At 73.1% G+C, this 23,177-nt stretch carries 14 protein-coding genes; 7 read left to right on the forward strand and 7 right to left on the reverse strand.

The genetic code is table 11. The annotated features are described in order from the left end of the window. Positions 1-12 precede the first annotated feature (12 nt). Positions 13-1,551 carry an AMP-binding protein gene (locus tag ACIG5E_RS14535; protein ID WP_396533742.1) on the forward strand — a complete coding sequence of 513 codons (1,539 nt, stop codon included), beginning with the start codon at positions 13-15 and terminating at the stop codon, positions 1,549-1,551. Positions 1,552-1,628: 77 nt separating this feature from the next. Here ACIG5E_RS14535 and ACIG5E_RS14540 read toward each other — a convergent pair whose 3' ends face one another. Beyond that, positions 1,629-3,986 (reverse strand): amino acid adenylation domain-containing protein, encoded by a 2,358-nt coding sequence (locus tag ACIG5E_RS14540; protein WP_396533743.1) that lies wholly within the window; start codon positions 3,984-3,986, stop codon positions 1,629-1,631. Continuing rightward, positions 3,983-5,362 (reverse strand): condensation domain-containing protein, encoded by a 1,380-nt coding sequence (locus ACIG5E_RS14545; RefSeq protein ID WP_396533744.1) that lies wholly within the window; start codon positions 5,360-5,362, stop codon positions 3,983-3,985. The genes ACIG5E_RS14540 and ACIG5E_RS14545 overlap by 4 nt, the downstream gene beginning before the upstream one ends. Before the next feature lie 313 nt (positions 5,363-5,675). On the opposite strand from ACIG5E_RS14545, the gene ACIG5E_RS14550 reads away from it, so the two are divergent. From ACIG5E_RS14550 to ACIG5E_RS14560, 3 genes are read left to right on the forward strand one after another with little or no spacing between them, the layout of a single operon-like run. Continuing rightward, positions 5,676-8,060, forward strand: a complete 2,385-nt coding sequence (locus ACIG5E_RS14550; RefSeq protein WP_396533745.1) for an amino acid adenylation domain-containing protein — start codon at positions 5,676-5,678, stop codon at positions 8,058-8,060. Positions 8,061-8,076: 16 nt separating this feature from the next. Beyond that, complete coding sequence (glyA, locus tag ACIG5E_RS14555; protein WP_396533746.1) at positions 8,077-9,465, forward strand: serine hydroxymethyltransferase; 1,389 nt, start codon at positions 8,077-8,079, stop codon at positions 9,463-9,465. Between the two features lie 42 nt (positions 9,466-9,507). Beyond that, on the forward strand, positions 9,508-9,720 hold the full coding sequence (locus ACIG5E_RS14560; RefSeq protein ID WP_396533747.1) for an MbtH family protein: 213 nt from the start codon (positions 9,508-9,510) through the stop codon (positions 9,718-9,720). Positions 9,721-9,795: 75 nt separating this feature from the next. Here the strand turns inward: ACIG5E_RS14560 and ACIG5E_RS14565 are convergent, their stop codons facing one another. After that, a complete protein-coding gene (locus ACIG5E_RS14565) occupies positions 9,796-10,449 on the reverse strand; it encodes an FMN-binding negative transcriptional regulator (RefSeq protein ID WP_396533748.1) in 654 nt (217 codons plus the stop codon). A gap of 79 nt (positions 10,450-10,528) precedes the next feature. Continuing rightward, positions 10,529-11,830 carry a lysine N(6)-hydroxylase/L-ornithine N(5)-oxygenase family protein gene (locus ACIG5E_RS14570; RefSeq protein ID WP_396533749.1) on the reverse strand — a complete coding sequence of 434 codons (1,302 nt, stop codon included), beginning with the start codon at positions 11,828-11,830 and terminating at the stop codon, positions 10,529-10,531. A 407-nt stretch (positions 11,831-12,237) separates the two neighbouring features. On the opposite strand from ACIG5E_RS14570, the gene ACIG5E_RS14575 reads away from it, so the two are divergent. The 3 genes from ACIG5E_RS14575 to ACIG5E_RS14585 all read left to right on the forward strand — a co-directional run bounded on the left by ACIG5E_RS14575 (position 12,238) and on the right by ACIG5E_RS14585 (position 16,412). Beyond that, the gene (locus ACIG5E_RS14575; RefSeq protein ID WP_396533750.1) at positions 12,238-14,067 is read left to right on the forward strand and encodes an amino acid adenylation domain-containing protein; all 1,830 of its coding nucleotides are present in this window, start codon (positions 12,238-12,240) and stop codon (positions 14,065-14,067) included. Then, positions 14,064-15,293, forward strand: a complete 1,230-nt coding sequence (locus tag ACIG5E_RS14580) for a cytochrome P450 (RefSeq protein WP_396533751.1) — start codon at positions 14,064-14,066, stop codon at positions 15,291-15,293. The genes ACIG5E_RS14575 and ACIG5E_RS14580 overlap by 4 nt, the downstream gene beginning before the upstream one ends. A 78-nt stretch (positions 15,294-15,371) precedes the next feature. Continuing rightward, a complete protein-coding gene (locus ACIG5E_RS14585; RefSeq protein ID WP_396533854.1) occupies positions 15,372-16,412 on the forward strand; it encodes a GntG family PLP-dependent aldolase in 1,041 nt (346 codons plus the stop codon). Positions 16,413-16,442: 30 nt separating this feature from the next. Here the strand turns inward: ACIG5E_RS14585 and ACIG5E_RS14590 are convergent, their stop codons facing one another. Genes ACIG5E_RS14590 through ACIG5E_RS14600 form a run of 3 tightly spaced genes read right to left on the reverse strand, consistent with a single transcriptional unit; the run spans position 16,443 to position 22,947 of the window. After that, positions 16,443-16,943: an FBP domain-containing protein gene (locus ACIG5E_RS14590; RefSeq protein ID WP_396533752.1), complete on the reverse strand. Its 501-nt coding sequence runs from the start codon at positions 16,941-16,943 to the stop codon at positions 16,443-16,445. A gap of 35 nt (positions 16,944-16,978) precedes the next feature. Then, the gene (locus tag ACIG5E_RS14595) at positions 16,979-19,453 is read right to left on the reverse strand and encodes a SpoIIE family protein phosphatase (RefSeq protein ID WP_396533753.1); all 2,475 of its coding nucleotides are present in this window, start codon (positions 19,451-19,453) and stop codon (positions 16,979-16,981) included. A 35-nt stretch (positions 19,454-19,488) separates the two neighbouring features. Then, complete coding sequence (locus ACIG5E_RS14600; protein WP_396533754.1) at positions 19,489-22,947, reverse strand: HAMP domain-containing protein; 3,459 nt, start codon at positions 22,945-22,947, stop codon at positions 19,489-19,491. Positions 22,948-23,177: the final 230 nt, after the last annotated feature.

The raw sequence follows: 23,177 nt of genomic DNA on the forward strand, positions 1-23,177 counted from the left end.
GGAGGAACCGCAATGAGTCCCGCTCCACTTTCGCTCTGGGGCGGCGAGTCCCAACCGCCCTGCCTGCTGGCCGCGTTCCACGACCAGGCCGTCGTCCGGGGACCGCAGACCGCCGTCATCGACGGCGGCCTCGGCCTCACCTACAGCGAGCTGCTGGCCCGGGTCCGGGGCATCGCCGAGGGCCTGGTCGCGGCCGGGATCGGCCCGGGGGACCGGGTCGCGGTCACCGGGCGGCGCAGCGCCGCGGTGGTGGCCGCGATGCTCGGCACCATGTGGGCGGGCGCCACCTACCTCCCGCTGGACAGCGAGTACCCGGCGCCCCGGCTCGCCCATATGCTCAAGGACAGCGGCGCCGCCCTGCTGCTGTACGCGGACGAGCCGCCGGAGTTCGAGGTGCCGGTGCCCAGCCTGCCGATCGCCGGCCTGCCGACCAGCGGGACCGTCGACGCGGTGGCCTGCCGGCCCGAGCTGTGGACGTACATCATCTACACCTCCGGGTCCACCGGCCTGCCCAAGGGCGTGGCCGTGCCGCACAGCTGCCTGGACACCATGGTCGACTGGCAGCGCAACCACTCCGTCTGGCCGTACGTGCGCACCGCTCAGTTCGCCCCGCTGAACTTCGACGTGTCCTTCCAGGAGGTGCTGGGCACCCTGTGCGGCGGCGGCACGCTCGTCGTGGTGCCGGAGCGGCTGCGGCAGGACCCGTTCGAGCTGCTGGAGTGGCTGGGCGTGAACCGGATCGAGCGGCTCTTCCTCCCCTACGTGGCACTGCAGATGCTGGCCGTGGCGGCCGCGGAGGAGGAGTCGCTGGACCACCTGGCGCTGGCCGAGGTCAACGCAGCCGGGGAGCAGCTGGTCTGCACGCCGGACATCCGCGAGCTGTTCGCCCGGCTGCCGCGGTGCCGGCTGAACAACCACTACGGGCAGAGCGAGTCCGCGATGGTCACGGCGCACACCCTGACCGGCCCCAGCAGCTCCTGGCCCGCGCTGCCGCCGATCGGCGCGCCGCTGCCGGGCTGCGAGCTGCTGATCGACCCGCTGGACGCGGCCGAGCCGAACGTCGGCGAACTGCTGGTGGCCGGTGCGCCGTTGTCGCCCGGCTACCTCAACCAGCCGGAGCTGAACGCCAAGCGCTTCATCACCGTCGACCCGACCCCGCACGGGCACACCGCCGCCTTCCGCACCGGCGACCTGGTCCGGCTGGAGGACGGCGCGGTGACCTTCCTGGCCCGCCGGGACAAGGACGTGAAGATCCGCGGCTACCGGGTCAACCTGCTGGAGATCGAGGTGCGGCTGCTGGAGCTTCCGACCGTCTCCGCCGCGGTCTGCGTGGCCCTGGACGACGGGCAGGGCTCGCGCTCGCTGCACTGCGCGGTGACGGTCGACGCCGGTGCCGAGCCGCTGGACGGCGCCCGGGCGGCGGACGAGCTGCGCCGCAACCTGCCGGACCCGTACATCCCGCGCTCCTTCACCACGGTGGCCGCGCTGCCGCGCACCCACAGCGGCAAGGTCGACCGGGACGCGGTGGCCCGTACGCTCGCCGGGCGCTGACCCCACCCGCCCGACCACACGCCGAAAGGGCCGGCCGCCATCGTGGCGGCCGGCCCTTCCGGCACGGGTACGTGCGGTCAGCGCAGCGACGGCCGGGTGCTGGTGCCGCGCCGCTCGGTGACGATGGCGGCGACCTTGGCGACGGTGTCGGCGGCGATCAGATCGGCCACCTTCAGCGCGGTGCCGAAGCGCCGGTTCAGTCGGCCGACGACCTGGATCGCGGCCAGCGAGCTGCCGCCGAGGTCGATGAAGGAGGCGGCGGCGCCCGGGACTTCGGCCAGGCCCAGCACCTCGTGCCAGGTCTCGCCGACGGCGGTGCGGACGGCCGGGTCGGCGGTGTCGTCCGCAGTGACAACCGCGGCCTCGGCGGCGAGCCGTTCGAGCTCCGGCCGGGCGATCTTGCCGTTCTGGTTCACCGGCAGCTCGGCGAGCACGAACACCCGGGCCGGGACCATGCTCTCCGGCAGGCGCTCGCGCAGGTGGGCCCGGAGGCCGTCGACCGAGGCCTCGGCCGCCTCGGCCACCGACACGTAGGCGGCCAGTGACTGGGCGATGCCCGCCGAGTCGCGCACCGGCACCACGATGGCGTCCGCCACCGCCGGGTGCTCGCGCAGGCAGGACTGGATCTCGCCGAGCTCGATCCGCACGCCGCCGATCTTCACCTGGTGGTCGACCCGGCCGATCAGCTCCAGCTCGCCGTCCGCCCGCAGCCGGGCCAGGTCGCCGGTGCGGTACAGCCGGGCGCCGGGGACGGCCGAGAACGGGTCGGGCAGGAAGCGTTCGGCGGTGAAGGCCGGGCGGTCCTGGTAGCCCCAGCCGACGCCCAGCCCGCCGAGGAACAGCTCGCCGAGCTGGTCCACCCCGGCGGGCGTGCCGAAGGCGTCCAGCACGTGGGCGCTCTGGTTGGTCATCGGCCGGCCGTACGGGATCGAGCGCCAGCGCGGGTCGACGGCGACCACGTCGTAGTAGGTGCTGTCCACCGAGACCTCGGTGGCGCCGCCGAGGCTGATGAAGCGGGCCTGCGGGAACGCCTTGCGGGTCGCCTCGGGCTGGGCCAGCGGGATCCAGTCCCCGCCCAGCAGGAAGGCCCGCAGCGCGCCGGTCCGGGCGGTGCCCCAGGTGCGCAGGAACTGCGCCAGCGAGGACGGGACGGAGTGCCAGACGGTGATCCCGGCGTGCTCGACCAGCTCGGCCCAGTGCTCGACGTCGTTCTCCCGCCCGCGCTCCGGCAGGACGAGGGTGGCGCCGGTCATCAGCGCGGCGAACACGTCGTAGACCGTCATGTCGAAGCTGGGCGAGGAGACGCCGAGGATGCGGTCGCCGGGGCCGAGGCCGTAGCGGGAGCTGAGGTCGAGGATCATGCTGGTCCGGCCGACGTGGTCGAGCAGCGCGCCCTTCGGCTCGCCGGAGGAGCCGGAGGTGAAGATCACGTACGCGAGGTCCCGGCCGGTCACGTCGACCTTCGGCAGCGCCTCCCGGTCGGCGGTCGGCAGCTCCTCGACCGGGCCGAGCGGGATCACCGGCACACCCGTGGTCGTGTGCGCGGCGCCCGCGGCGTCGGCGACCACCACGTCCACCCGGCCCAGCCGGTGCAGCACCTCGCGGCGGTGGGCGGGCAGCATCGGGTCGAGCGGGACGAAGGCCGCACCGGTCTTCAGCGCCGCGTACGCCGCCACCACCAGCTCCGCGCTGCGGGTCGCCGCCACGCCGACCCGCCCGCCGGGCCCCACCCCGTGCCCGGCGATCCGGACGGCCAGGGCGTTGGCCCGGGCGTCGAGTTCGCCGTACGTGAGGCTCAGCGAACCCTGGACCACGGCGATCCGCTCCGGGGCCGCGGCCACCTGCTGCTCCACCCGGTGGTGCAGGCAGACCGGCTCGGCGAGCGGCGGCCGCGGGCGGTTCACCTCCGCGACCAGCTCGCGTTCGGCGGCGGTGAGGTGCTCGACCTGGTCGATCCGCAGCTCGTCGGGGGCGGCGAGGTAGGCCGCGAGGTGCGCGGCGATCCGGGCGGGCGCGTGCTCGTCGTCGGGGCGGGCGGCGGCCCGCAGGCGCAGCGTCCAGGTGCCGTCGTCGGCGGGGGAGAGGGCGAACACGGCCGGCGAGGACCGCGGATCCACCGACAGCTCCAGCCCGCTCCCGAACGCCACACCGCGCCGGGCGAAGGCGGCCCGGCAGGCCCGCAGGGTGGGCGTGGAGGATCCGGTTCCGGCCAGTTCGGCGGGCTCGATCCGCCACGCCGTCCAGGCCTCCGCCTCGCCTGCGCGGCCCCACAGGGTGACCGGCCGCACCCCGCCGTAGCGCAGCACCAGCGCGCACAGCCCGGCGGCGAGGTCCGAGGGCGCGGCCGCCCGCAGGCCGCTCAGCGGCTCGGACTCGACGGCCCCGGTGCGGTCGCCCCACAGCACCGGGAGGACGGGATCGGCGTGCTCGGTCATCGGGAGGCTCCCTGGTGGGGTTGGTGAGGGGTGCGGGCGACGGCGGCGAGCAGCCGGGAGGCGCGGGCGCCGGGGCGGTCCGAGGCCGCCCGGAGCAGCCCCCGCAGCTGGTCGGCCAGGCCGGCGGCCCACGGCGCGTCGAACGCCTCGGTCGAGTACTCGATGCTGAGCAGGAAGTCCGGGCCGTCCTCGATGAAGGTCACCGTGGCGTCGAAGGCGTGCTGCCCGGGGTACAGGTCGACGTCCTCGCAGGCCACGCCCGGCAGCTCCGGGCGGCCCGGGGCGCTGCCGCCGGTGCGCAGCTGCAGGGTGACCTGGGCCAGCGGGTTGCGCCCGGGCCGGCGGGCGGGGGCGAGGCGGCGCACCACACTGCCGAACGGCACCTCGTGGTCGATGGCCCGCAGGTTGGCGGCATTCAGCCGGGCGGCCAGCTCGCCGAAGGCCGGGTCGTCCGCGAGATCGGCGCGCAGCACCACCATGTTGACGAAGTAGCCGATCAGCGGTTCGAGTTCCGGCTCGCCGCGGCCGGCGAACAGGGTGGCGAAGGCGGTGTCGGGGCGGCCGGTGCGCTCGGTCAGGGCGAGTGAGAAGGCCGCGCCGAGCCACGAGAACAGCGACACCCGGGCGGCCCGGGCCAGGTCGGTCAGCGCGCGGTGCAGCTCCGGGTCGAGCCGTACGAGGAGGCGGTCGGCGGCGAAGGACGGCCGCCGGGGGCGCGGCCGCCCGGCGGCCAGGTCGACGGCGGGAACGCCGCGCAGCGTCTCCTCCCAGTGGCCGAGCAGCTCCTCCAGCTCCGGGCCCCGGAAGCACTCGCGCTGCCACTGGGCGTAGCGCCGGTACGGCACCGGCAGCGGCGGCAGCATCGCCTCGGGGTCCTTTCCGGCCAGCAGCGCGGCGTATCCGGCGGAGAGTTCGTCGGTGAGCAGCCGCAATGACCAGCCATCGGTGGCGATGTGATGCATCACCAGGCTGAGCACGTGCTCCTCGGGCCCGAGCCGGAACAGCCGCAACCGGAACGGCCGGCCGGCGGCCAGGTCGAAGGGCTCGCGCGCCTCCCGGTGCAGCGCGTCGGCGAGTTCGGCCCCGTCGGTGACCTCGCACAGCGGCAACTCGGCCTCGGCGGGCGGGAGCACCAGTTGGTACGGCTCGCCGTCGTCCTCGCGGAACGCGGTGCGCAGCACCTCCTGGCGGCGCACCACCAGGGTCAGCGCGGCGTGCAGCAGGTCCGTCCGCAGCGGGCCGCGCAGCCGGAAGGCGAGCGGGACGTGGTAGGCGGCGGTGCCGGGCACCAGCTGCTCGAACATCCACAACGCCTCCTGACCGGAGGACAGTTCGTACCGCTCGGCCGGGTCGATCCCGTCGACGGAACCGGGCATCGTGCTCCCATCGCTGAAGGGGTCGGACGTCTGGAGGAGGGCCGGGTGCGTTCGGGGGCCGGGATGTCGCGAGGCCGCCGCGTCGCTTTCGGACGCCGGGACTTCGCTGCCCTGGAACCCGGGGCGAAAGGGCGCGCCGGCCGGCGGGCGATCACGGCCCAGTCTGTCAGTCGTACGCACTCTGCGGAAGATCCTCCCCGGGGGTGGGCCGGAAAGCTTCCGGAGCAATGGGAGTTGGTTGTCATAGATCGGCGTCTGCGGTATCCCTTGATCTCGAACCTGTCCGGTGCATGCTCACTTTCAGGAGTCGCGAATGACCGGCACACACATCGCCGGCGGCCTCGTCACGACGGCGGCCGTGGGTATGGTGCGGTTGCCGTGCGATCGGTGGCTCGCCAATCAACCGGTCCAACGCGGCAGTTCGCGTACGCATCCGCTCCCAGCGCCGATCCTGGCGCGATTCCTGAGCCTGGCCGAAGAGCCGACCGGCAGCCCGGACGCCGGGCTCGCGGCCGTGCTCGCGGTGCTGCTGCACCACTACGCCGGGCAGCAGGACGTCCGGCTGACGCTCGACCGGGCGCAGGTGCGGATCGGCCTCGCGGAGGACGCCGGTCTGCGCCGGATCTGGCAGGCCTTGGACGACCAACTGGCCGGTCAACGCACCGAAGTGGCCGAAACCGACGCCCCGCTCACGATCCGGCTGCGCCCGGACGGCACCGGTCAGGACGCCGCCCCGGATGCCGTCCTCGAAGCCGCCTACGACCCGGCCCTGCTCGACGAGCCGACCGTCGCCCGCGTCCTGGAGCACGCCGCCCGGCTGCTGGAAGCGCTGGTCGCCGACCCCGACGGACCGGCCCGGCGCGCCAGGTTCGGCTCGGCGGAGGAGCGCGAGCGGATCCTCGCGGACTGGAACGGGACGCGGACGCCGTACCCGGACTCGACCGTGGTGGCCGCCTTCGAGGAGCAGGTGCGGGCGACCCCGTCCGCGCCCGCCGTCGAGTTCGAGGGCGCCGTGCTCAGCTACGCCGAACTCGACCGGCGGGCGGGCCTGGTGAGCCGCCGGCTTCGGTCCGGTCAGAGCGACGGCTTCGTCGGCATCCACCTGGAGCGCTCGCTGGAGCTGGTGGTGGCGATCCTCGGGGTGCTCAAGGCCGGGCTCGCCTACGTCCCGCTGGACCCCGAACTGCCCGCCGACCGGGTGCGCTACATGATCGAGGACTCCGGCGCCCGCACCGTGCTGTGCCGTCCCGAGGACATCGAGGCGCTCTCCGGCTTCGGAACGGAGACGCTGACCGTCCAACAGGCCGTCCAGGAACCGGCGGAGGAGACCGCGCGCCGCCCGGAGATCACCGGCGACACCCCGATCTACCTGATCTACACCTCCGGCTCGACCGGCCGCCCCAAGGGCGTGCTGAACCGCCACGCGGGCGTGTTCAACACCGTCCACTGGCGCCGACAGCGCTTCGAACTGAGCCAGCACGACCGGGTGTTGCAGAAGACCCCGTTCGGATTCGACGTCTCGGCCTGGGAGTTCCTCTGGCCGCTGGTCTCCGGCGCCTGCCTGGTGGTCGCCCGCCCGGGCGGCCACCGGGACACCCGCTACCTCAAGCGGACCATCCGCGACCGGGGCATCACCGTCGTCCACTTCGTGCCGTCCATGCTCGACGCCTTCCTGGAAGAGGACGAACTGGCCGCGCACTGCGCGAGCCTGCGCCTGGTCTTCGCCAGCGGCGAGGCGCTCGCCCCGCCGACCATCCGGGCCTTCTTCGAGCAGCTGGGCTGCGAACTCCACAACCTCTACGGCCCCACCGAGGCCTCCATCGAGGTCTCGCACTGGCAGGCCGGGCCCGGGTTCGCCGGGCGCGACGTGCCGATCGGCCGCCCGATCGCCAACACCGCCCTGTACGTCGTCGACGAGCGGCTCGAACCGGTGCCGATCGGCGTGGCGGGCGAACTGTGCATCGGCGGCGTCCAGGTCGCGCTGGGCTACCACCGGCAGCCGGAACTGACCCGCGAACGGTTCGTCGCCGACCCCTTCACCCCGGGGGCCCGGCTGTACCGCACCGGCGACCTCGCCCGGTACCGCACCGACGGGCAGATCGAGTACCTCGGGCGGCTCGACGACCAGGTCAAGATCAGCGGCTTCCGGATCGAACCGGGCGAGGTCGAGACCGTGCTGCGCGGGCTGCCGGGGGTCGGGCAGGCCGCGGTGCTCCCGGTGGGGGAGGACGGCGCCCGGCGGCTGGCGGCCTTCGTGGTGCCCGCAGGAACCACCCCCGTGGACCCGGAACCCCTCCGGGCCGCGCTGGCCCGCGCGCTGCCGGCCTACATGGTGCCGAAGCAGTTCACGGCCCTCGCGGCGCTGCCCACCTCGACGAACGGCAAGCTCGACCGCCGTGCCCTGGCCGAGCTCGCCCGGCCGGCCGATCCGGCCCAGGCCCCCGCCGACGACGCCGGGGACGCCGACGACGCCGGGTCCGATCTGGAGACGACCCTGCGCGCGCTGTTCGCCCAGTCGCTGGGCGTCGCCGAGGTCGGCCTCCACGAGGACTACTTCGAACTGGGCGGCCACTCGCTGGCCGCCGTGAAGCTGGCGACCCGGATCCGGGCCGCGCTCGGAGTGGACCTCGACGTCTGGACCCTGTTCGACTTTCCCACCGTGGCCGAGCTGGCACGCGAACTCGCCCGGCCGCTCTGACGAAGGACGTCCCCCCATGACAGCATTACCCTCCCCCGGCCTCGCCGCGGAGGACACCGACGACGCCGAGGACCCCGTGCGCGACCTGCTGGTCGCGGGCGCCGAGCGGCTCGCCGCCGACGACCCGGTGCTCCACCGGGTGCTGGCCCGCGAGCAGGCCCGGCAGAACGCCACCCTGTCGCTGGTCGCCTCCTCCAGCGTGGTCGACCCCTCGGTGCTGGCCGCCCAGGCCTCCACCGCGGTGAACGTGACCGCGGAGGGCTACCCGGGCCGCCGCTACCACGCCGGCTGCGGCGTCATCGACGACATCGAGAGCCTGGCGATCGAGCGCGCCAGGAGCGTCTTCGGCGCCCGCTACGCCAACGTCCAGGCGCACTCGGCGACCACCGCCAACTACGCGGTGCTCTCCGCCCTGCTCGACCCGGGGGACACCCTGCTCGGGATGAACCTGGCCGAGGGCGGCCACCTGACCCACGGCAGCCCCGCCGCGTACGCCGGGCAGTACTTCGACGCCGTCGGCTACGGGCTGGACGCGGACGGGCTGATCGACTACGGCCAGGTCGCCGAGCTGGCCCGGGAGCACCGCCCCAAGGTGATCATCTGTGGGGCGACGGCCTACAGCCGGATCGTCGACTTCGCCCGCTTCCGGGCCATCGCCGACGAGGTCGGGGCCTACCTGATGGCCGACATCTCGCACGTCGCCGGGCTGGTCGCGACCGGCCTGCACCCGAGCCCGGTCGACCACGCCCACATCACCACCGCCTGCACCCACAAGCAGCTGTTCGGCCCGCGCGGCGGCCTGATCCTGGTCGGCCGGGACCACGACGCCCCGGCGCCGAAGGGCAACGGCGACCTCACCGCCTTCCTCCAGCGCGCGATCTTCCCGTACTACCAGGGCGCCCCCGCGCTCAACAGCATCGCGGCGAAGGCCCGCGCCCTGGCGATCGTGGCGACCCCGGCCTTCGCGGCCACCACCGGGCGGATCGTCGCCTTCTCCCGCGGCATGGCGGCCGAGCTCGCCGAGCGGGGCTACCCGATCGTCTCCGGCGGCACGGACAACCACACCGTCCTGGTGGACCTGCGCGCCCGCGGCCTCAGCGGCCTGGTGGCCGAGGAGGCGCTGGAGGAGTGCGGGATCGTGGTCAACAAGAACCGGGTGCCCGGTGACACCACCCCGCCGCTGGTCGGCGGTGGCGTCCGGCTGGGCTCCAACAGTGCCGCCCACCGCGGGATGTCCGGGGCCGAGGCCGCGCGCTGCGCCGAGCTGATCGACACCGTGCTGTCCGCCGTCACCCCGCTCGGGCCCCGCAGCTACCGACTGCCCGACGACATCCGCTACTCGGTCTCCTCCCAAGTCGCCGAACTGGCGGCCAAGTTCCCCCTGCCCGGCTACGTCACCACCTAGGTTCCCCCAGAAGGCGCCTAGGCTCCCTGGAAGGACATGCACATGAGCGAACTCGACGACGACCGCCGGCACCTGGTGGTCCTCAACGACGAGGAGCAGTACTCCGTCTGGCCGGCCGAGCGGGACGTCCCGGCCGGCTGGCGGGCGGAGGGCTTCGAGGGGACCCGCCAGGAGTGCCTGGACCACGTGTCCCTGGTGTGGACCGACATGCGGCCGCTCAGCCTGCGGCGGGCCATGGACACGGCCCGGGGCTGACCGGCCCGGCGCGGACGCGAAGGCCCGGGGCGGTGGGAACCGCCCCGGGCCCACGCGTCCGCCGTGGACCTCGGCTCACTCGGCGCCGCTGCCCAGCCGCAGGGCCCGCATGGTGTCGGCCACCTCGCGGTGCAGCCCCGAGCCGCTGGCGGCGAACCGGTCCAGCACCCGCTGCTGGACCTCGGGGTCCTTCTCCTGGCTCAGCTTGAACATCACGTCGACCTTGGTCACCGTGAAGAAGAAGCCGCCGACCGCGCCGACGATCTGCCGGTGGTACTCCAGCGAGGGCGCGAGGGCCATCTTGTCCCCGAACCGGTCCTCCAGCGTCTGGGCGGTGGTGTGGACGATCGCCAGGGTCTCGTCGTCCCCGGCCAGTTCGACCGTGCCCTCCAGGTGGACCGCCACGTAGTTCCAGGTCGGCGCGACCATGTCGGCGGAGTACAGGCTCGGCGTGACGTATCCGTTCGGGCCGTGGAAGACGAGCTTCGCCGGGCCGCCGCCGTCGGCGGCCAACTGCTGCCAGTGCGGGTTCGCCCGGGTCAGGTGGACCCACAGGCGCATGCCCAGCAGGGCGTCCTCGGGAGTGGCGTCGGGCGGCGCGATCACCGGGACGTGGGTGGCGTTCGGCACCGGGGCCCCGTTGCTGACGAGCACCGCGAGCGGGTGCCGCTCGATGATCCGCAGGGGCCAGTCGTCCCCGTCCACCTGGTAGAGCTTCGGTGTGAACACTCGTCCTCCTCGATGTCAGCGGGTCAGCGGGTCAGCGGGTCAGCGGGATCAGCGGGTCAGCGGGACCGCGGGCCGCGGGTCAGCCGGACAGCGCCTTGACGAGCATGTCGCCGATCTCGCCGGCCCGGACCGCGGAGAGGGACAGCAGGGTCTCGGAGAGCCCGTGGCTGTGCTCGCCGAAGCCCTGGACGTAGATGCCGCAGTGCACGCTCTCGTCGGTCACCACCCGGTGCTCCCGGTCGAGCCGCAGCCGGCCCTGGTCGTCCAGCCGGCAGTGCGGCAGCAGGCCGTCCAGGAAGACGGCCGGATCGGTGCGGGTGTATCCGGTCGCGCACACCAGCGCCTGCGCCTCGACGATGGTGCTGGTGCCCGAGGACAGCGATTCGACGTCGATCCGCAGGCCGTCCGGAGTTTCCGTCACTTCGCGTACCCGGGAGACGTTGTGGAAATTCAGCCGGGGATTTCCGGCCACCTTTTCCAGATACGCCTGCTGGAACAGCGAGTGCAGCAGATCGGCGTCCACCACCGAGTAGTTGGTGGACGCGTGATAATCGATGAGGCGCTGCCGGACGTCCTCCGGCGCGGTGTGGAAACGGTCCACCGCCTCGGGGTTGAACACCTGGTTCGCGAACGGGCTGTCGTCGGCGACGCTGAAGCCGTACCGGGCGTGCACCGAGTGGACCTGCGCCCGCGGGAAGCGCGCGTGCAGGTGCTCGATGGCCTCCGCGGCGCTCTGGCCCGAGCCCAGCACCACGAAGGAGCGCGGGTCCTGCGACGCGATCCGGTCCACCTCCGGCAGGAACTCGGCGGTGTGCCAGATCCGCGGCGAAACCGGCAGGTCGGCGGGCAGCCGGGGCGCGATCCCGGCGGCTATCACCAGGTTGCGGGCGCGCTGGAGCTGCCGGGTGCCGTCGGCGGCGACGAAGACCACGTCGAGGAACTCGACCCCCTGCTCGCCGGCGACCGGCTCGACCGACACCACCCGCGACCCGTACGAGACGAGGTCCGCGAAGCTCTCCGCGACCCATTCCAGGTAGTCGTGGAACTCCACCCGCAGCGGGTAGAAGGACTTGGTGTTGATGAAGTCCGCCAGCCGGCCCCTGGCCTGCAGATAGCACAGGAAGGAGTACGGACTGGTCGGATTCCGCATGGTCACCAGGTCCTTGAGGTACGAGACCTGCATGGTCGCGCCCTCGATCAGCATGCCCCGGTGCCAGCCGAAGCGCGGCTGCGCCTCGAAGAAGCGCGCGCTCACCGGTGCCTCGCCGGCGGTCTCCGCGATGGCGGCCGCGAGGGCCAGATTCGAGGGGCCGAAGCCGATTCCGGCCACGTCGACGATGCCGGTCCCGGCGACCACGCCGGAACGTTGCCGCTCACCCACGGACTTCCCTGCTCTCTCCCTTTTGGGGATGGCCTGTCTGGGTCGACGATCAGTCCGGTCGACCGATGGCGGTGGCCAGGGCAGCATGTTGCCGCGGCTCCTGATCACTCCATGACAGTAGGAGCTGCCCCACCGGCTGTGCAAGCAATTGGGGGAATCCCGACTCCGGGTGGGGAGTTGACGTTCCGATCGGAGATCGATCGGGTTCACCCTTGACGGCGCATCGTCACGCTGAATAGCATCCGAAGCGTTCGAGGTGGGCATAGCCGTACCCCAAGTCGACGACTCGGCAAAAGAGTTCGTTACCGGCAATCCGAACTCCATTCACTGACTTCTCGTCAAGAACTGACAAGGGCAAGGTTTCGCGCGAAGGGATCCGCGACCGCACCATGTTGGAATCATCGAGCATGACCGAGTCGGATCCCGGGCAGGGGTGGACCCTCGCGAGTCGCTTCTCCGCCGTCGCGGCGGCCTCCCCGGAGGCGATCGCCGTCCGCAGCGAGACCGGAGACCTCCGCTACGCCGAACTGGACGCGGCCGCCGACGCCCTCGCCGCCCGGCTGTACGGGCGCGGCGTGCGCCGCGGCGACCGGGTCGGCGTCCTGCTGGAACGCTCGCCCCGACTGATCGTCGCCCTGCTCGGCATCCTCAAGGCCGGCGCCGGGTACGTCGCCGTCGACCCGGGCGACCCGGTCGCCCGGCTGCGCACCGTCCTCGGCGACGCCGAGGTGGTGCTGGTGGTCACCGACGACACCCAAGGTGCCAAGGTGGACGGCGAGTTCCGGCACCTGGACGTCCAGGGCGACCAGGCCGCAGACGCCTGCGCACCCCTCGTCGAGCAGACCCCCGAGGACCTCGCCTACGTCGCCTACACCTCCGGCTCCACCGGCCGCCCCAAGGGCGTCTGCGTGCCGCACCGGGCCGTGCTGCGCCTGGTGCTGGACGCCGCCTTCCTGCGCGCCCGGGCCGACGACGTCTTCCTCCAGCTCGCCCCCGTCGCCTTCGACGCCTCCACCCTGGAGATCTGGGGCGCCCTGCTGAACGGCGGCTGCCTGGCCCTCGCCCCGGCCGGCCGGCTCGGACCGGCGGAGATCGTCAAGACCGTCCGCGACACCGGCACCACCGTGCTGTTCCTCACCACGGCGCTGTTCCACCAGGCGGTGGAGGCCGGCCTGACCGACCTGCCCGCCCTGCGCGCGCTGTTCACCGGCGGCGAGGTGCTCTCCGCCGAACTCGTCGACCGGGCAGTCACCGCCCTGCCCGGCACCGTGCTGTCGGCCGCCTACGGCCCGACCGAGAACACCACCTTCACCAGCACCCACCCCGTCCGCGAACCGCTCGGCGCACGCGGCGTCCCGATCGGCGGACCGATCGACGGCACCGGCATGGTCGTCCTCGACGAGCGGCTGGACCCGGTGCCCGACGGCACGGTCGGCCGGCTCTTCGTCAACGGAGCCGGCCTCGCCCACGGCTACCTCAAGCTGCCCGGCCTGACCGCCGACCGCTTCCTGCCCGACCCGTACGCGACCGCCCCCGGAGCCAGGATGTACGACACCGGCGACCTCGCCCTGCGGGCCCCCGACGGCGCCTTCGAGTTCGCCGGGCGCGCCGACGGCCAGCTGAAGGTCAACGGCGTCCGGATCGAGTCCGACGACATCGAGGCCCGGCTGCGCCGCCACCCGGACGTCCAGGACGCCGCTGTCGTCCTCCAGGACCACGGCCCCGGCGACCGCCGGCTGGTCGCCTTCTACAGCGGCCCGTACGCCGTCTCCTCGGTCGAGCTGCGCCGGGGGCTGGCCGAGGACCTCCCGGCCACCATGATCCCCTCCGCCCTGGTCTGGGTCGACCGGCTGCCGCTCAAGGCCAACGGCAAGGTCGACCGGACCGCCCTCGCCGCCCGGCGCGGCCGGACCCGCCCGGACAGCGAGGTGCCCTACCGCGAGCCCGGCGACCAGGTCGAGCGGCGGCTCACGGTGCTCTGGCAGGAGATCCTCGACGTCGAACCGGTCGGCGTCGACGACGACTTCTTCGACCTCGGCGGGCACTCGCTGACCGCCAGCCGGATCACCCGGGAGATCACCGCCGAGTTCGAGGCGGTGATCCGGGCCCGGGCCTTCTACCTCAACCCCACCGTCGCCGGGCTGGCGGAACACATCAGGACCCAGCGGCCGGAACTGGCCACCGATGCCCGGTCGGTTCCAGCCGCCGCGCCAACGCCCGTTGAGGCGGCGCAGTGAGGATCACCGTCCCCGGCGGCGAGCCGGAGCACGATCCCGAACAGACAGACCTGAGCGACCCCCACTTCTACGCCACCGGCGACCCGCACGCCGTCTGGCGGCACTACCGGCACAAGGCCCCGGTGACCAGGCTCGCCGTGCCCGGCGGCCGCACCTACGTCTCCGTCACCAGCCACGCCGAGACCAGCACCGTCCTGCGCGACCACGCCCGGTACACCTCGCGGCGCGGCAACATGCTGTCCGTCCTCGGCGAGCAGGACCCGGCGGCCGACCGGATGATGGTCGCCAGCGACCCGCCCGTTCACGGCTACCTGCGCCGCCCCGTCGCCCAGGCGCTCTCCGCGCGCGAACTCGCCGCCCGCCGACCGGCCATCCGCCGGATGGCCCGGCTGCTGCTGGAGCCGCTGACGGGCGGCGAACCCTGGGACCTGGCGGCGGCGATGACCGCCTTCCCGATGATGTTCACCGGCGCCCTGATGGGCCTGCCCGAGGCCGACTGGCCCGAACTGACCCGGCTCACCACGATCGCGATCGCCCCCGCCGACCCGTCCTCCCGGGACGACTCCGGCGGCCACCAGCTGGTCTCCGCCCACCACGAACTCTTCGACTACTTCGCCGAGGTGGCGGCCGCCCGCACCCCGCGCGAGGACCTGATCGGACTGCTCCAGCAGCTCACGGTCGGCGGCCGGACGATCCGGCTCGACGAGGTCATCTACAACTGCTACAACGTGCTGCTCGGCGCCAACGTCACCGCGCCGCACGTCATCGCGACCACGGTGAACGCCTTCCTGGAGCACCCGGAGCAGTACCGGCGGGTGCTCGACGGCGCGGCCACCGTCGCCTCCACCGTCGAGGAGGGCCTGCGCTGGGCCTCCCCGGCCACCCACGCCATGCGCTACGCCACCGAGGACACCCGCCTCGGCGGCGAACCGGTGCGGGCCGGCGAGGCGGTGGTCGCCTGGCTGGGCTCGGCCAACCGGGACGAGAGCGTCTTCGACGACCCGTACCGCTTCGACGTCGCCCGGACCCCCAACCGGCACGTCGCCTTCGGGTTCGGGCCGCACTACTGCGTCGGCGCGCCGCTCGCCAGGATCGCCCTGGCCGAGTTCTTCACCGAGGTCACCGGCCTGGTGGAGCGGTTCGAACCGGCCGGCCCGGTCGAGCACCTGGCCTCCAACTTCATCGCCGGGATCAAGCACCTCCCGGTGACCGCCCGGTTGCGCTGACCGCCTCCCCCGCCCGGAACACAGGCACTTCGCAACGAACGCACCACGCGACGAGAGGACCTTCCTGCCGTGATCGAGATGCGCAGTGACACCTTCACACTGCCCACGCCCGAGATGCTCACCGCGATGACCGAGGCGGAGCTCGGCGACGACGTCTACGGCGAAGACCCGACGGTCAACGAGCTCGAACGCCGCTCCGCCGAACTGACCGGTAAGGAGGCGGCCTGCTTCTTCCCCAGCGGCACCATGGCCAACCTGGCCTCGATCATGGCCCACGCCCCGCGCGGCACCAAGGCCGTGGTCGGCACCGAGAGCGACATCTGGCTGTACGAGGCGGGCGGCGCCTCGGTCTGCGGCGGGGTCGTCTACGAGCCGGTGCCGAACCGGCCCGACGGCACGATCGCGCTGGCCGACCTCGCCGCCGCCTTCCCCGCCTACCCGGACGACCCGCAGTTCGCGCTGCCCTCGCTGATCTGCCTGGAGAACACCCACAACCGCTGCGGCGGCGCGGTGCTGCCGCTCGACTACCTGGCCGAGGTGCGCCGCTTCGCGGACGAACGCGGCGTCGCGGTGCACCTGGACGGCGCCCGGGTGGTCAACGCGGCGATCGCCGCCGGGGTCGAGGTCGCGGAGATCACCGCGCACGTCGACTCGGTGCAGTTCTGCCTCTCCAAGGGCCTCGGCGCGCCGGTCGGCTCGATGGTGGCCGGCAGCGCGGAGTTCGTCGAGAAGGTCCGCCGGCTGCGCAAGATGCTCGGCGGCGGGATGCGCCAGGTCGGCCTGCTGGCGGCCGCCGCCCTGGTCGCGCTGGACACCCGGGACCGGCTCGCCGAGGACCACGCCAACGCCCGGCGGCTGGCCGAGGGGCTGGCGCTGATCCCCGGCGTGGAGCTGGACCTCGACACCGTCGAGACCAACATCGTGATCTTCAAGGTCACCGACGAGCGCTTCAGCTGGCGCACCTTCCTGACCTCGGTGGAGCAACACGGCCTGGCGGTCACCGAGTTCGGCCACGGCCGGATCCGCGCGGTCGTCCACAACGGGGTGAGCGCCGAGGACGTGGCGGCCGCCGTCGGCATCGTGGCCCGGGTGCTCAAGGAGGGCCCGACGGCCGGCTGAACCGGCCGCCGGGGTGCCGCGGGCGGCGGGTCACGCCGCCCGCAGCACCTGCGCCACGAACGCGTCCAGGTTGGCGACCGTACGGGAGACCTGCTCCTCCAGTGTCAGGGACTCCTCCGGCCGGCTCACCGAGGCCGACCGGCGCTTGCCGCGCACGTACAGCGAGCAGCCCAGGTCCGCGCAGATGTAGGTGCCGACGGTGTTCCCCTCGCGCCCGGCGGCGCCGGCCCGCCGGGCGGAGAGCAGCGCCACCCCGCTGCCGCCGTGGATGGTGATGCACAGCGAGCAGACGTTGGTCTTGGTCAGGCTGCGCCGGACGTTCGGCGCGCGGAGCGTGATCCCCACCAGGCCCTCGCCCCGCGCGGCGACCAGGTAGCCGCGGTCCGGCGCGCCCGGATCCCGCCAGCCCAGGAAGTCCAGGTCGCCCCACGGGAGTTCGGACAGGTTGCGGGGAACGCTGAGCCTGCGCGCCTCTCCCTTCGAGCAGTTGACGAAGGATTCACGGATCTCGTTCTCGGCAAGTGGACGCATCCGTCAGAGCCTAGTCGGCCGCGGGCCGGGCCGGTTCAGCGGACGGCCACCCCGACCAGACAGGTGTCGTCGTCCGTGTCGGCGCTGCTGTACTGCAGCAGATGGTCCAGCTGTCCTTCGAGACCGTCCGTGCCGGTGGCCGACCTGTGGTGGGCCCGCTCCACGAGGGTCATGAGGTTGCTCAGCGAGGCCTGGAGGGATTCGTCCCGGCGCTCGATCAGTCCGTCGGTGTACATCACCAGCGTGTCGCCGGTGCGGAGGACGAACTCGTCCTCCTGGTAGTCCGCTTGGTCCAGGGCGCCGAGCAGGATGCCGCCGACCTGTGGGAGGGTCCTCGCCCGGCCGTCCCGCAGCAGGACCGGCGGCGGGTGGCCCGCGCGGGCCCAGCGCAGCCGGCGCGTGGCGGGCTCGTAGAGACCGCAGACCGCCGTGGCGGTGACGTTGTCGGTGAGGTGGTGGGTCACGCTGTTGAGCCAGCTCAGCAACTGGGCGGGCCCGGCACCGGTGGCGGCCAGGCCGCGCAGGGCGTTGCGCAGCGCGACCATGCCGGTGGCGGCCTCGATGCCGTGCCCGGCGACGTCGCCCACGCACAGCAGCACGTCGCCGGTCGGGAGGGCGAGGGCGTCGTACCAGTCGCCGCCGACCAGGTGGTCCTTCTCGGCCGGGCGGTAGCGCACGGCGACCTGGAGGTCGTGCAGGTCCAGCGGCCCCCGGGCGGGCGGCATGATGGCCTGCTGGAGCTGGAGGGCGAGGCGGCTGCGCTCGGCGGCCTGCTGCTCGCTCTGGGCCAGTTGGTCGCGGGTGGCGGCCAGCGCGACCTCCGTCCAGTGCTGGGCGGAGATGTCCTGGTAGGCGCCGCGGATGACGGGCGGCCCGTCGTCGGGATCGTGCACCGGCTCCGCCACGACGCGGATGTGCCGGGTGACCCCGTCGGGGCGCTGGAGCCGGAAGGCGGTGGAGGCCGGACGCCGGTGGTGCAGGAGGGTGCGCAGGAACCGGCCGATGGTGTGCCGGTCGTCCGGGTGGGCGTGCTCGGCCAGCTGGTCGAGGGCGATCGGCTGCGCGGTGGGGGCCAGGCCGTGCAGCTCGAACAGGGTGTCGTTCCAGGCGATCTGGCGTGTGCGCAGGTTCTCCTCGAAGCCGCCGATCCGGCCCAGGCGCTGCGCGTGCTGGAGCAGGCGGGCGACCCGCGGGGTGCCGTCGTCGAGCCGCCAGACGACTACCAGGTGGGTGCCGTGCCGGCTGATGCTCACCTGGGCCCGGGTGGTCAGCGGCACGCCGTCGACCAGCGCGGCGAGCCGCATGTCCTGGGTCCGGAAGGGTTCTCCGGTGGCGAAGACGTGCTCGACCTTCTCGGCCAGGCCGCCCGGCTCGGCCGCCAGCGGGTACGCCTCCAGCAGGCGGGTGCCGACGATGGCGCCGGTGGGCCGGCCGGCGAAGTCGACGAAGGAGGGGTTGACGTGCCGGATCACGAACCGCGGCGGCAGCTCGACGTCGTCCGGTGCCACCCGCAGGACCAGACAGGGGTCGAGCAGACCGTCCGTCAGCTGCCGCAGCTCGTCGAACTGCGCGTCGGCGGGGTCGGTGGCGGAGAACTCCCGGTCGTCCCAGGACTCCAGGGTGGCGGCCACCACCTCCGCGAGCGCCTCGAACTGCCGTTGCAGGGGCTGGGAGCGCTCGGGCAGTTCCTCGCGCCAGCAGATCTCCAGGACACCGATCAGCCGGCCGCCGACGCCGGCCGGTACGGCCAGCCGGCCGCCGTGGATCTCGTGCTGGCCGATGGAGGGGAGCGAGGCGTCGGCGAGGGTGTGGTAGGCGACGGTCGCGCGTTCGTCCAGGGCCCGGCGGGCCGGTGTGGGGACGCCCGGCGGGACGTGACGCCAGCGGCGGGCCTCCTCCTGCTGGAAGCCGGCGCTTCCCGCCAGCGACAGGGAGAGGTCGGGGTGGGCCGCCCAGACGGCCACCGCGGCCACGCCGAGCGGCCGCAGGGCGTGCTCCAGTATGGAACGCGCCGCCGTCGCGGCGTCACCGCCCGCGAGGGTGTCCGCCTCGATGCTGCGCAGCCGGACGGCGACCGGAGCCGCGGGCCGGACCGCCGCACCGGCGACGAACTCGCGGGCGAGCGCGGAGATCCGGTCCGCCGCGACCTGGTTGACCAGGTCGGCGGCCAGCGCCAGGGTCGTCACCCCCGCCTGCTCGGAGAGGCCCTCCAGCTGCCGGACCGCCTCGGTGGGGCCGCACCGCAGGCGCTCCACCAGCACGCCGGCGGCCAGCTCGATCACGGCGCGGCCCGCCGAGTCGGCCTGGGCCTGGTCCAGTTCCTGCCGGAGCCGTTCCACCGTGCTGGCGAGCCGGCCGACCGCCGTCGCCGTGCGGTCCGGTTCCTGGCCGGCCGGTGACCGGGCGTCGGCCGGGGTCCGCTGGGCGCCGATCCTGGGGATTCCGGCGCCCGCTTCGGCCGCCGGGGTGGGGCCCGTGGCGGGTCGCTCCTGGGGGTGCTGCACGCTCATGGCTCCTGGGTGTGAACTGCGGTTCCGGTCGGCGGTCACCGGGTGAGGTGGTGGGTGATCCGGTTGATCACCTCGTCGGCGTCGACCGGCTTGGTGATGTAGTCGCTCGCTCCCGCCGCCAGGCTCTTCTCCCGGTCGCCGATCATCGCCTTGGCGGTCACGGCGATGATCGGCAGTCCCTCGTGCTCGGGCATGGCGCGGATCGCCGCGGTGGCCGTGTACCCGTCCATCTCGGGCATCATCACGTCCATCAGGATGACGTCGATGTCCGGGTGGGAGGTCAGCGACTCCAGCGCGGTGCGCCCGTTCTCGGCCTGGAGGACCCGCATGCCGTGGAGTTCCAGGATGCTGGTGATCGCGTACAGGTTGCGGTCGTCGTCGTCGACCACCAGCGCGGTCCGGCCGGAGAGCGCCGGTCCGGCGTCGGGGCTCCAGGCGGGGACGCGGTCCGCCTCGCGCGCCGGCGGCAGGGCGCCACCGGGGTGGTCGGCGCTCATGTGGAGGGCGATCCGCTCGCGCAGCTCGTCGAGGCTGGCGAGGAACTCCAGCGGTCGCTCGCCCGGCCTGCCGACGACATCCGCCTGTTCCGCGGTGAGGCCCCGGTTGTTGTTGTGCGCCAGCACCGGGACGGTGTGCAGGGCCGGGTCGCCCGCCATCTGGGAGAGCAGCGTCGAGGCCGTTCCGTCCGGCAGGTCCAGTTCCAGGACGACGCAGTGGCAGGGGGCGGTGGCGAGGGCGCTGGCGGCCTCCTGGGCGCCGACGGCGGTGACGATCTCGACCTGTCGGTGCCCGCCGGAGTAGCGGGCGAGGTCGGCGACGGCGTTCTCCGCCACCAGGGTGAGCAGGCCGTTGGGACGGCCCTCCACCACCAGGAGGCGGCGCGGGCGCCCGGGGGAGGCGTGGTCCGCGGGGCCGTGGGCCTGGGCCGTGACGGGCCGGGTGGCGCTGCCGCCCAGGGGCCCGGACGCCGCCGGGGGCTCGGTCGCGGCGATCTGGGAGTGTTCCACGGGCAGGTAGAGGGTGAAGACGCTGCCCCTCCCCAGGGTGCTTTCCACGGTGATCGCGCCGCCGAGCAGGTAGGCGATCTCGCGGCTGATGGACAGCCCCAGGCCGGTGCCGCCGTACTTGCGGCTGGTGGTGCCGTCGGCCTGCTGGAAGGCGCCGAAGACGGTCTCCAGGTGCTGGGGCGCGATGCCGATGCCGGAGTCGGTGACGCGGAAGGCGAGCATCGGCGCGCCGCGCCGGACGCCGTCGGGCAGCTCCGCCTCGACGGCGGGCTCTATGCGCAGTTCGACCCCGCCGTGCTCGGTGAACTTGACGGCGTTGGAGAGCAGGTTGCGCAGCACCTGGCGCAGCCGGTAGTCGTCGGTGCGGAGTTCGCCCGGCACCCCGTGCGCCGTCCGTACGGTGAAGGCGAGGTTCTTCTGCCCGGTCATCGGGCGGAAGGTGGCCTCGACGTAGTCGAGCAGGGTGTGCAGCGGCACCGCGTCGATGTTCAGGTCCATCTTGCCGGCCTCGACCTTGGACAGGTCGAGGATGTCGTTGATGAGCTGGAGCAGGTCGGAGCCGGCGGAGTGGATGATGCCGGCGTACTCGACCTGCTTGGCGCTCAGGTTCCTGGCGGGGTTCTGGGCGAGCAACTGGGCCAGGATCAGCAGGCTGTTGAGCGGGGTGCGCAGTTCGTGGCTCATGTTGGCCAGGAACTCCGACTTGTACTTCGAGGCGAGGGACAGCTGGTGGGCGCGCTCCTCCAGCTCCTGGCGGGCCTGTTCGATCTCCAGGTTCTTGGTCTCGATGTCGCGGTTCTGCGCGGCCAGCAGCTCCGCCTTGTCCTCCAAATCGGCGTTGGAGAACTGGAGTTCCTCCTGCCGGGCCTGCAACTCGGCGGATCGCGCCTGGAGTTCGGCGGTGAGCCGCTGGGACTCGCCGAGCAGCTCATCCGTCCGGGCGTTGGCGATGATGGTGTTGACGTTGACGCCGATGGTCTCCATCAGCTGGTCCAGGAAGTCCCGGTGGACCTGGGTGAACGGCTTCACGGAGGCCAGTTCGATGACGCCGAGGACCTGCTCCTCGACGACGATCGGCAGGACCATCAGGGACAGCGACTCGGTGCGGCCGAGGCCGGAGGAGGCGGCCAGGTAGCCGGGCGGGAGGGCGTCCACGGAGATGGTCCGCCGGCTGCGCGCGGCCTGGCCGACGAAGGACTCGCCCAGGCGGAAGCGGGTGGGGCGCTCGCCGTCGGGGAAGGCGTACGAGCCGACGAGCTGGAGCATCGTTCCGTCGCGGCTGTCCTCGGCGAGGTAGAAGGCGCCGCACTGCGCGCCGACCAGCGGCGCGAGTTCGTCCATCACGGACTCGGCGACCACCCCGAGGTCGCGCCTGCCCTGCATCAGCGCGGAGAAGCGGGCGAGGTTGGTCTTCCGCCAGTCCTGCTCCTCGTTGGCGCGGGTCGTCTCGCGCAGCGACTCCACCATGAAGTTGACGTTGTCCTTGAGGTCGGCGACCTCGCCGGAGGCGTCCACCGTGATCGAGCGGGTGAGGTCGCCGGCCGCGACGGCGCTGGTGACCTCGGCGATCGCCCGGACCTGCCGGGTGAGGTTGCCGGCCAGCTCGTTGACGTTCTCGGTGAGCCGCTTCCAGGTGCCGGAGACGCCTTCGACCTTGGCCTGGCCGCCGAGTCGGCCCTCGGTGCCGACCTCGCGGGCGACCCGGGTCACCTCGTCGGCGAACGAGGACAGCTGGTCGACCATCGTGTTGATGGTCTCCTTCAGCTCCAGGATCTCGCCGCGCGCGGTGACGGTGATCTTCTGCGAGAGGTCGCCCTGCGCCACCGCGGTGGCCACCTGGGCGATCGCGCGGACCTGACCGGTGAGGTTGCCGGCCATCGAGTTCACCGAGTCGGTGAGGTCGCGCCACGTCCCCGAGACGCCCTCGACCCTGGCCTGTCCGCCGAGTCGGCCCTCGGTGCCGACCTCGCGGGCGACCCGGGTCACCTCCCCGGCGAACGAGGACAGCTGATCGACCATCGTGTTGACGGTGTTCTTCAGCTCCAGGATCTCGCCCCGGGCGTCGACCTCGATCTTCTGGGTGAGGTCGCCGCGGGCCACCGCCGTGGTCACCTGGGCGATGCCGCGCACCTGCCAGGTGAGGTTGCCGGCCATCGCGTTGACCGAGTCGGTGAGGTCCGCCCAGGTGCCCGACACGCCCGGCACCTGCGCCTGGCCGCCGAGGCGGCCGTCGGTGCCGACCTCGCGGGCGACCCGGGTCACCTCCGAGGTGAAGTGCGACAGCTGGTCGACCATCCCGTTGAACACCGAGGCGATCTCGCCCAGCAGCCCGTGCTCGTCATCGGGCAGCTTGGTGCTGAAGTCGCCGTCCCGGACGGCGGTGAGACCCGCCAGCAACTGCCGGAGTTCCGGCTCGTTCACCAGCGCGGAGTCCGGCAAGCCTCTCGGGCGGTGCTCCGAGTCGTCGGTGGTGGTCGGGACAGCCATCGGACGTCGCCTCCGTAGAACGCGGGGCCGTGGCCCGGCATCCGGTCGTGGGCACAACCGGGGCCGACCGGCAGGACTGCTTCGGTCGATGCTCCGGATGGGTGAGTACCGCCACGGAGGCTACCCCAGGGCCCGTACCACCGGAAACGTCTGCTGCCGGGGCGGAAGGCCACCGTCCGCTCCCGGGCGGCGGCCGGGGTAGGCATAATCCCGGAGCCGCCGGGAAGCCG

The organism is Kitasatospora sp. NPDC053057 (genome assembly GCF_044546945.1).
Taxonomy (GTDB): domain Bacteria; phylum Actinomycetota; class Actinomycetes; order Streptomycetales; family Streptomycetaceae; genus Kitasatospora.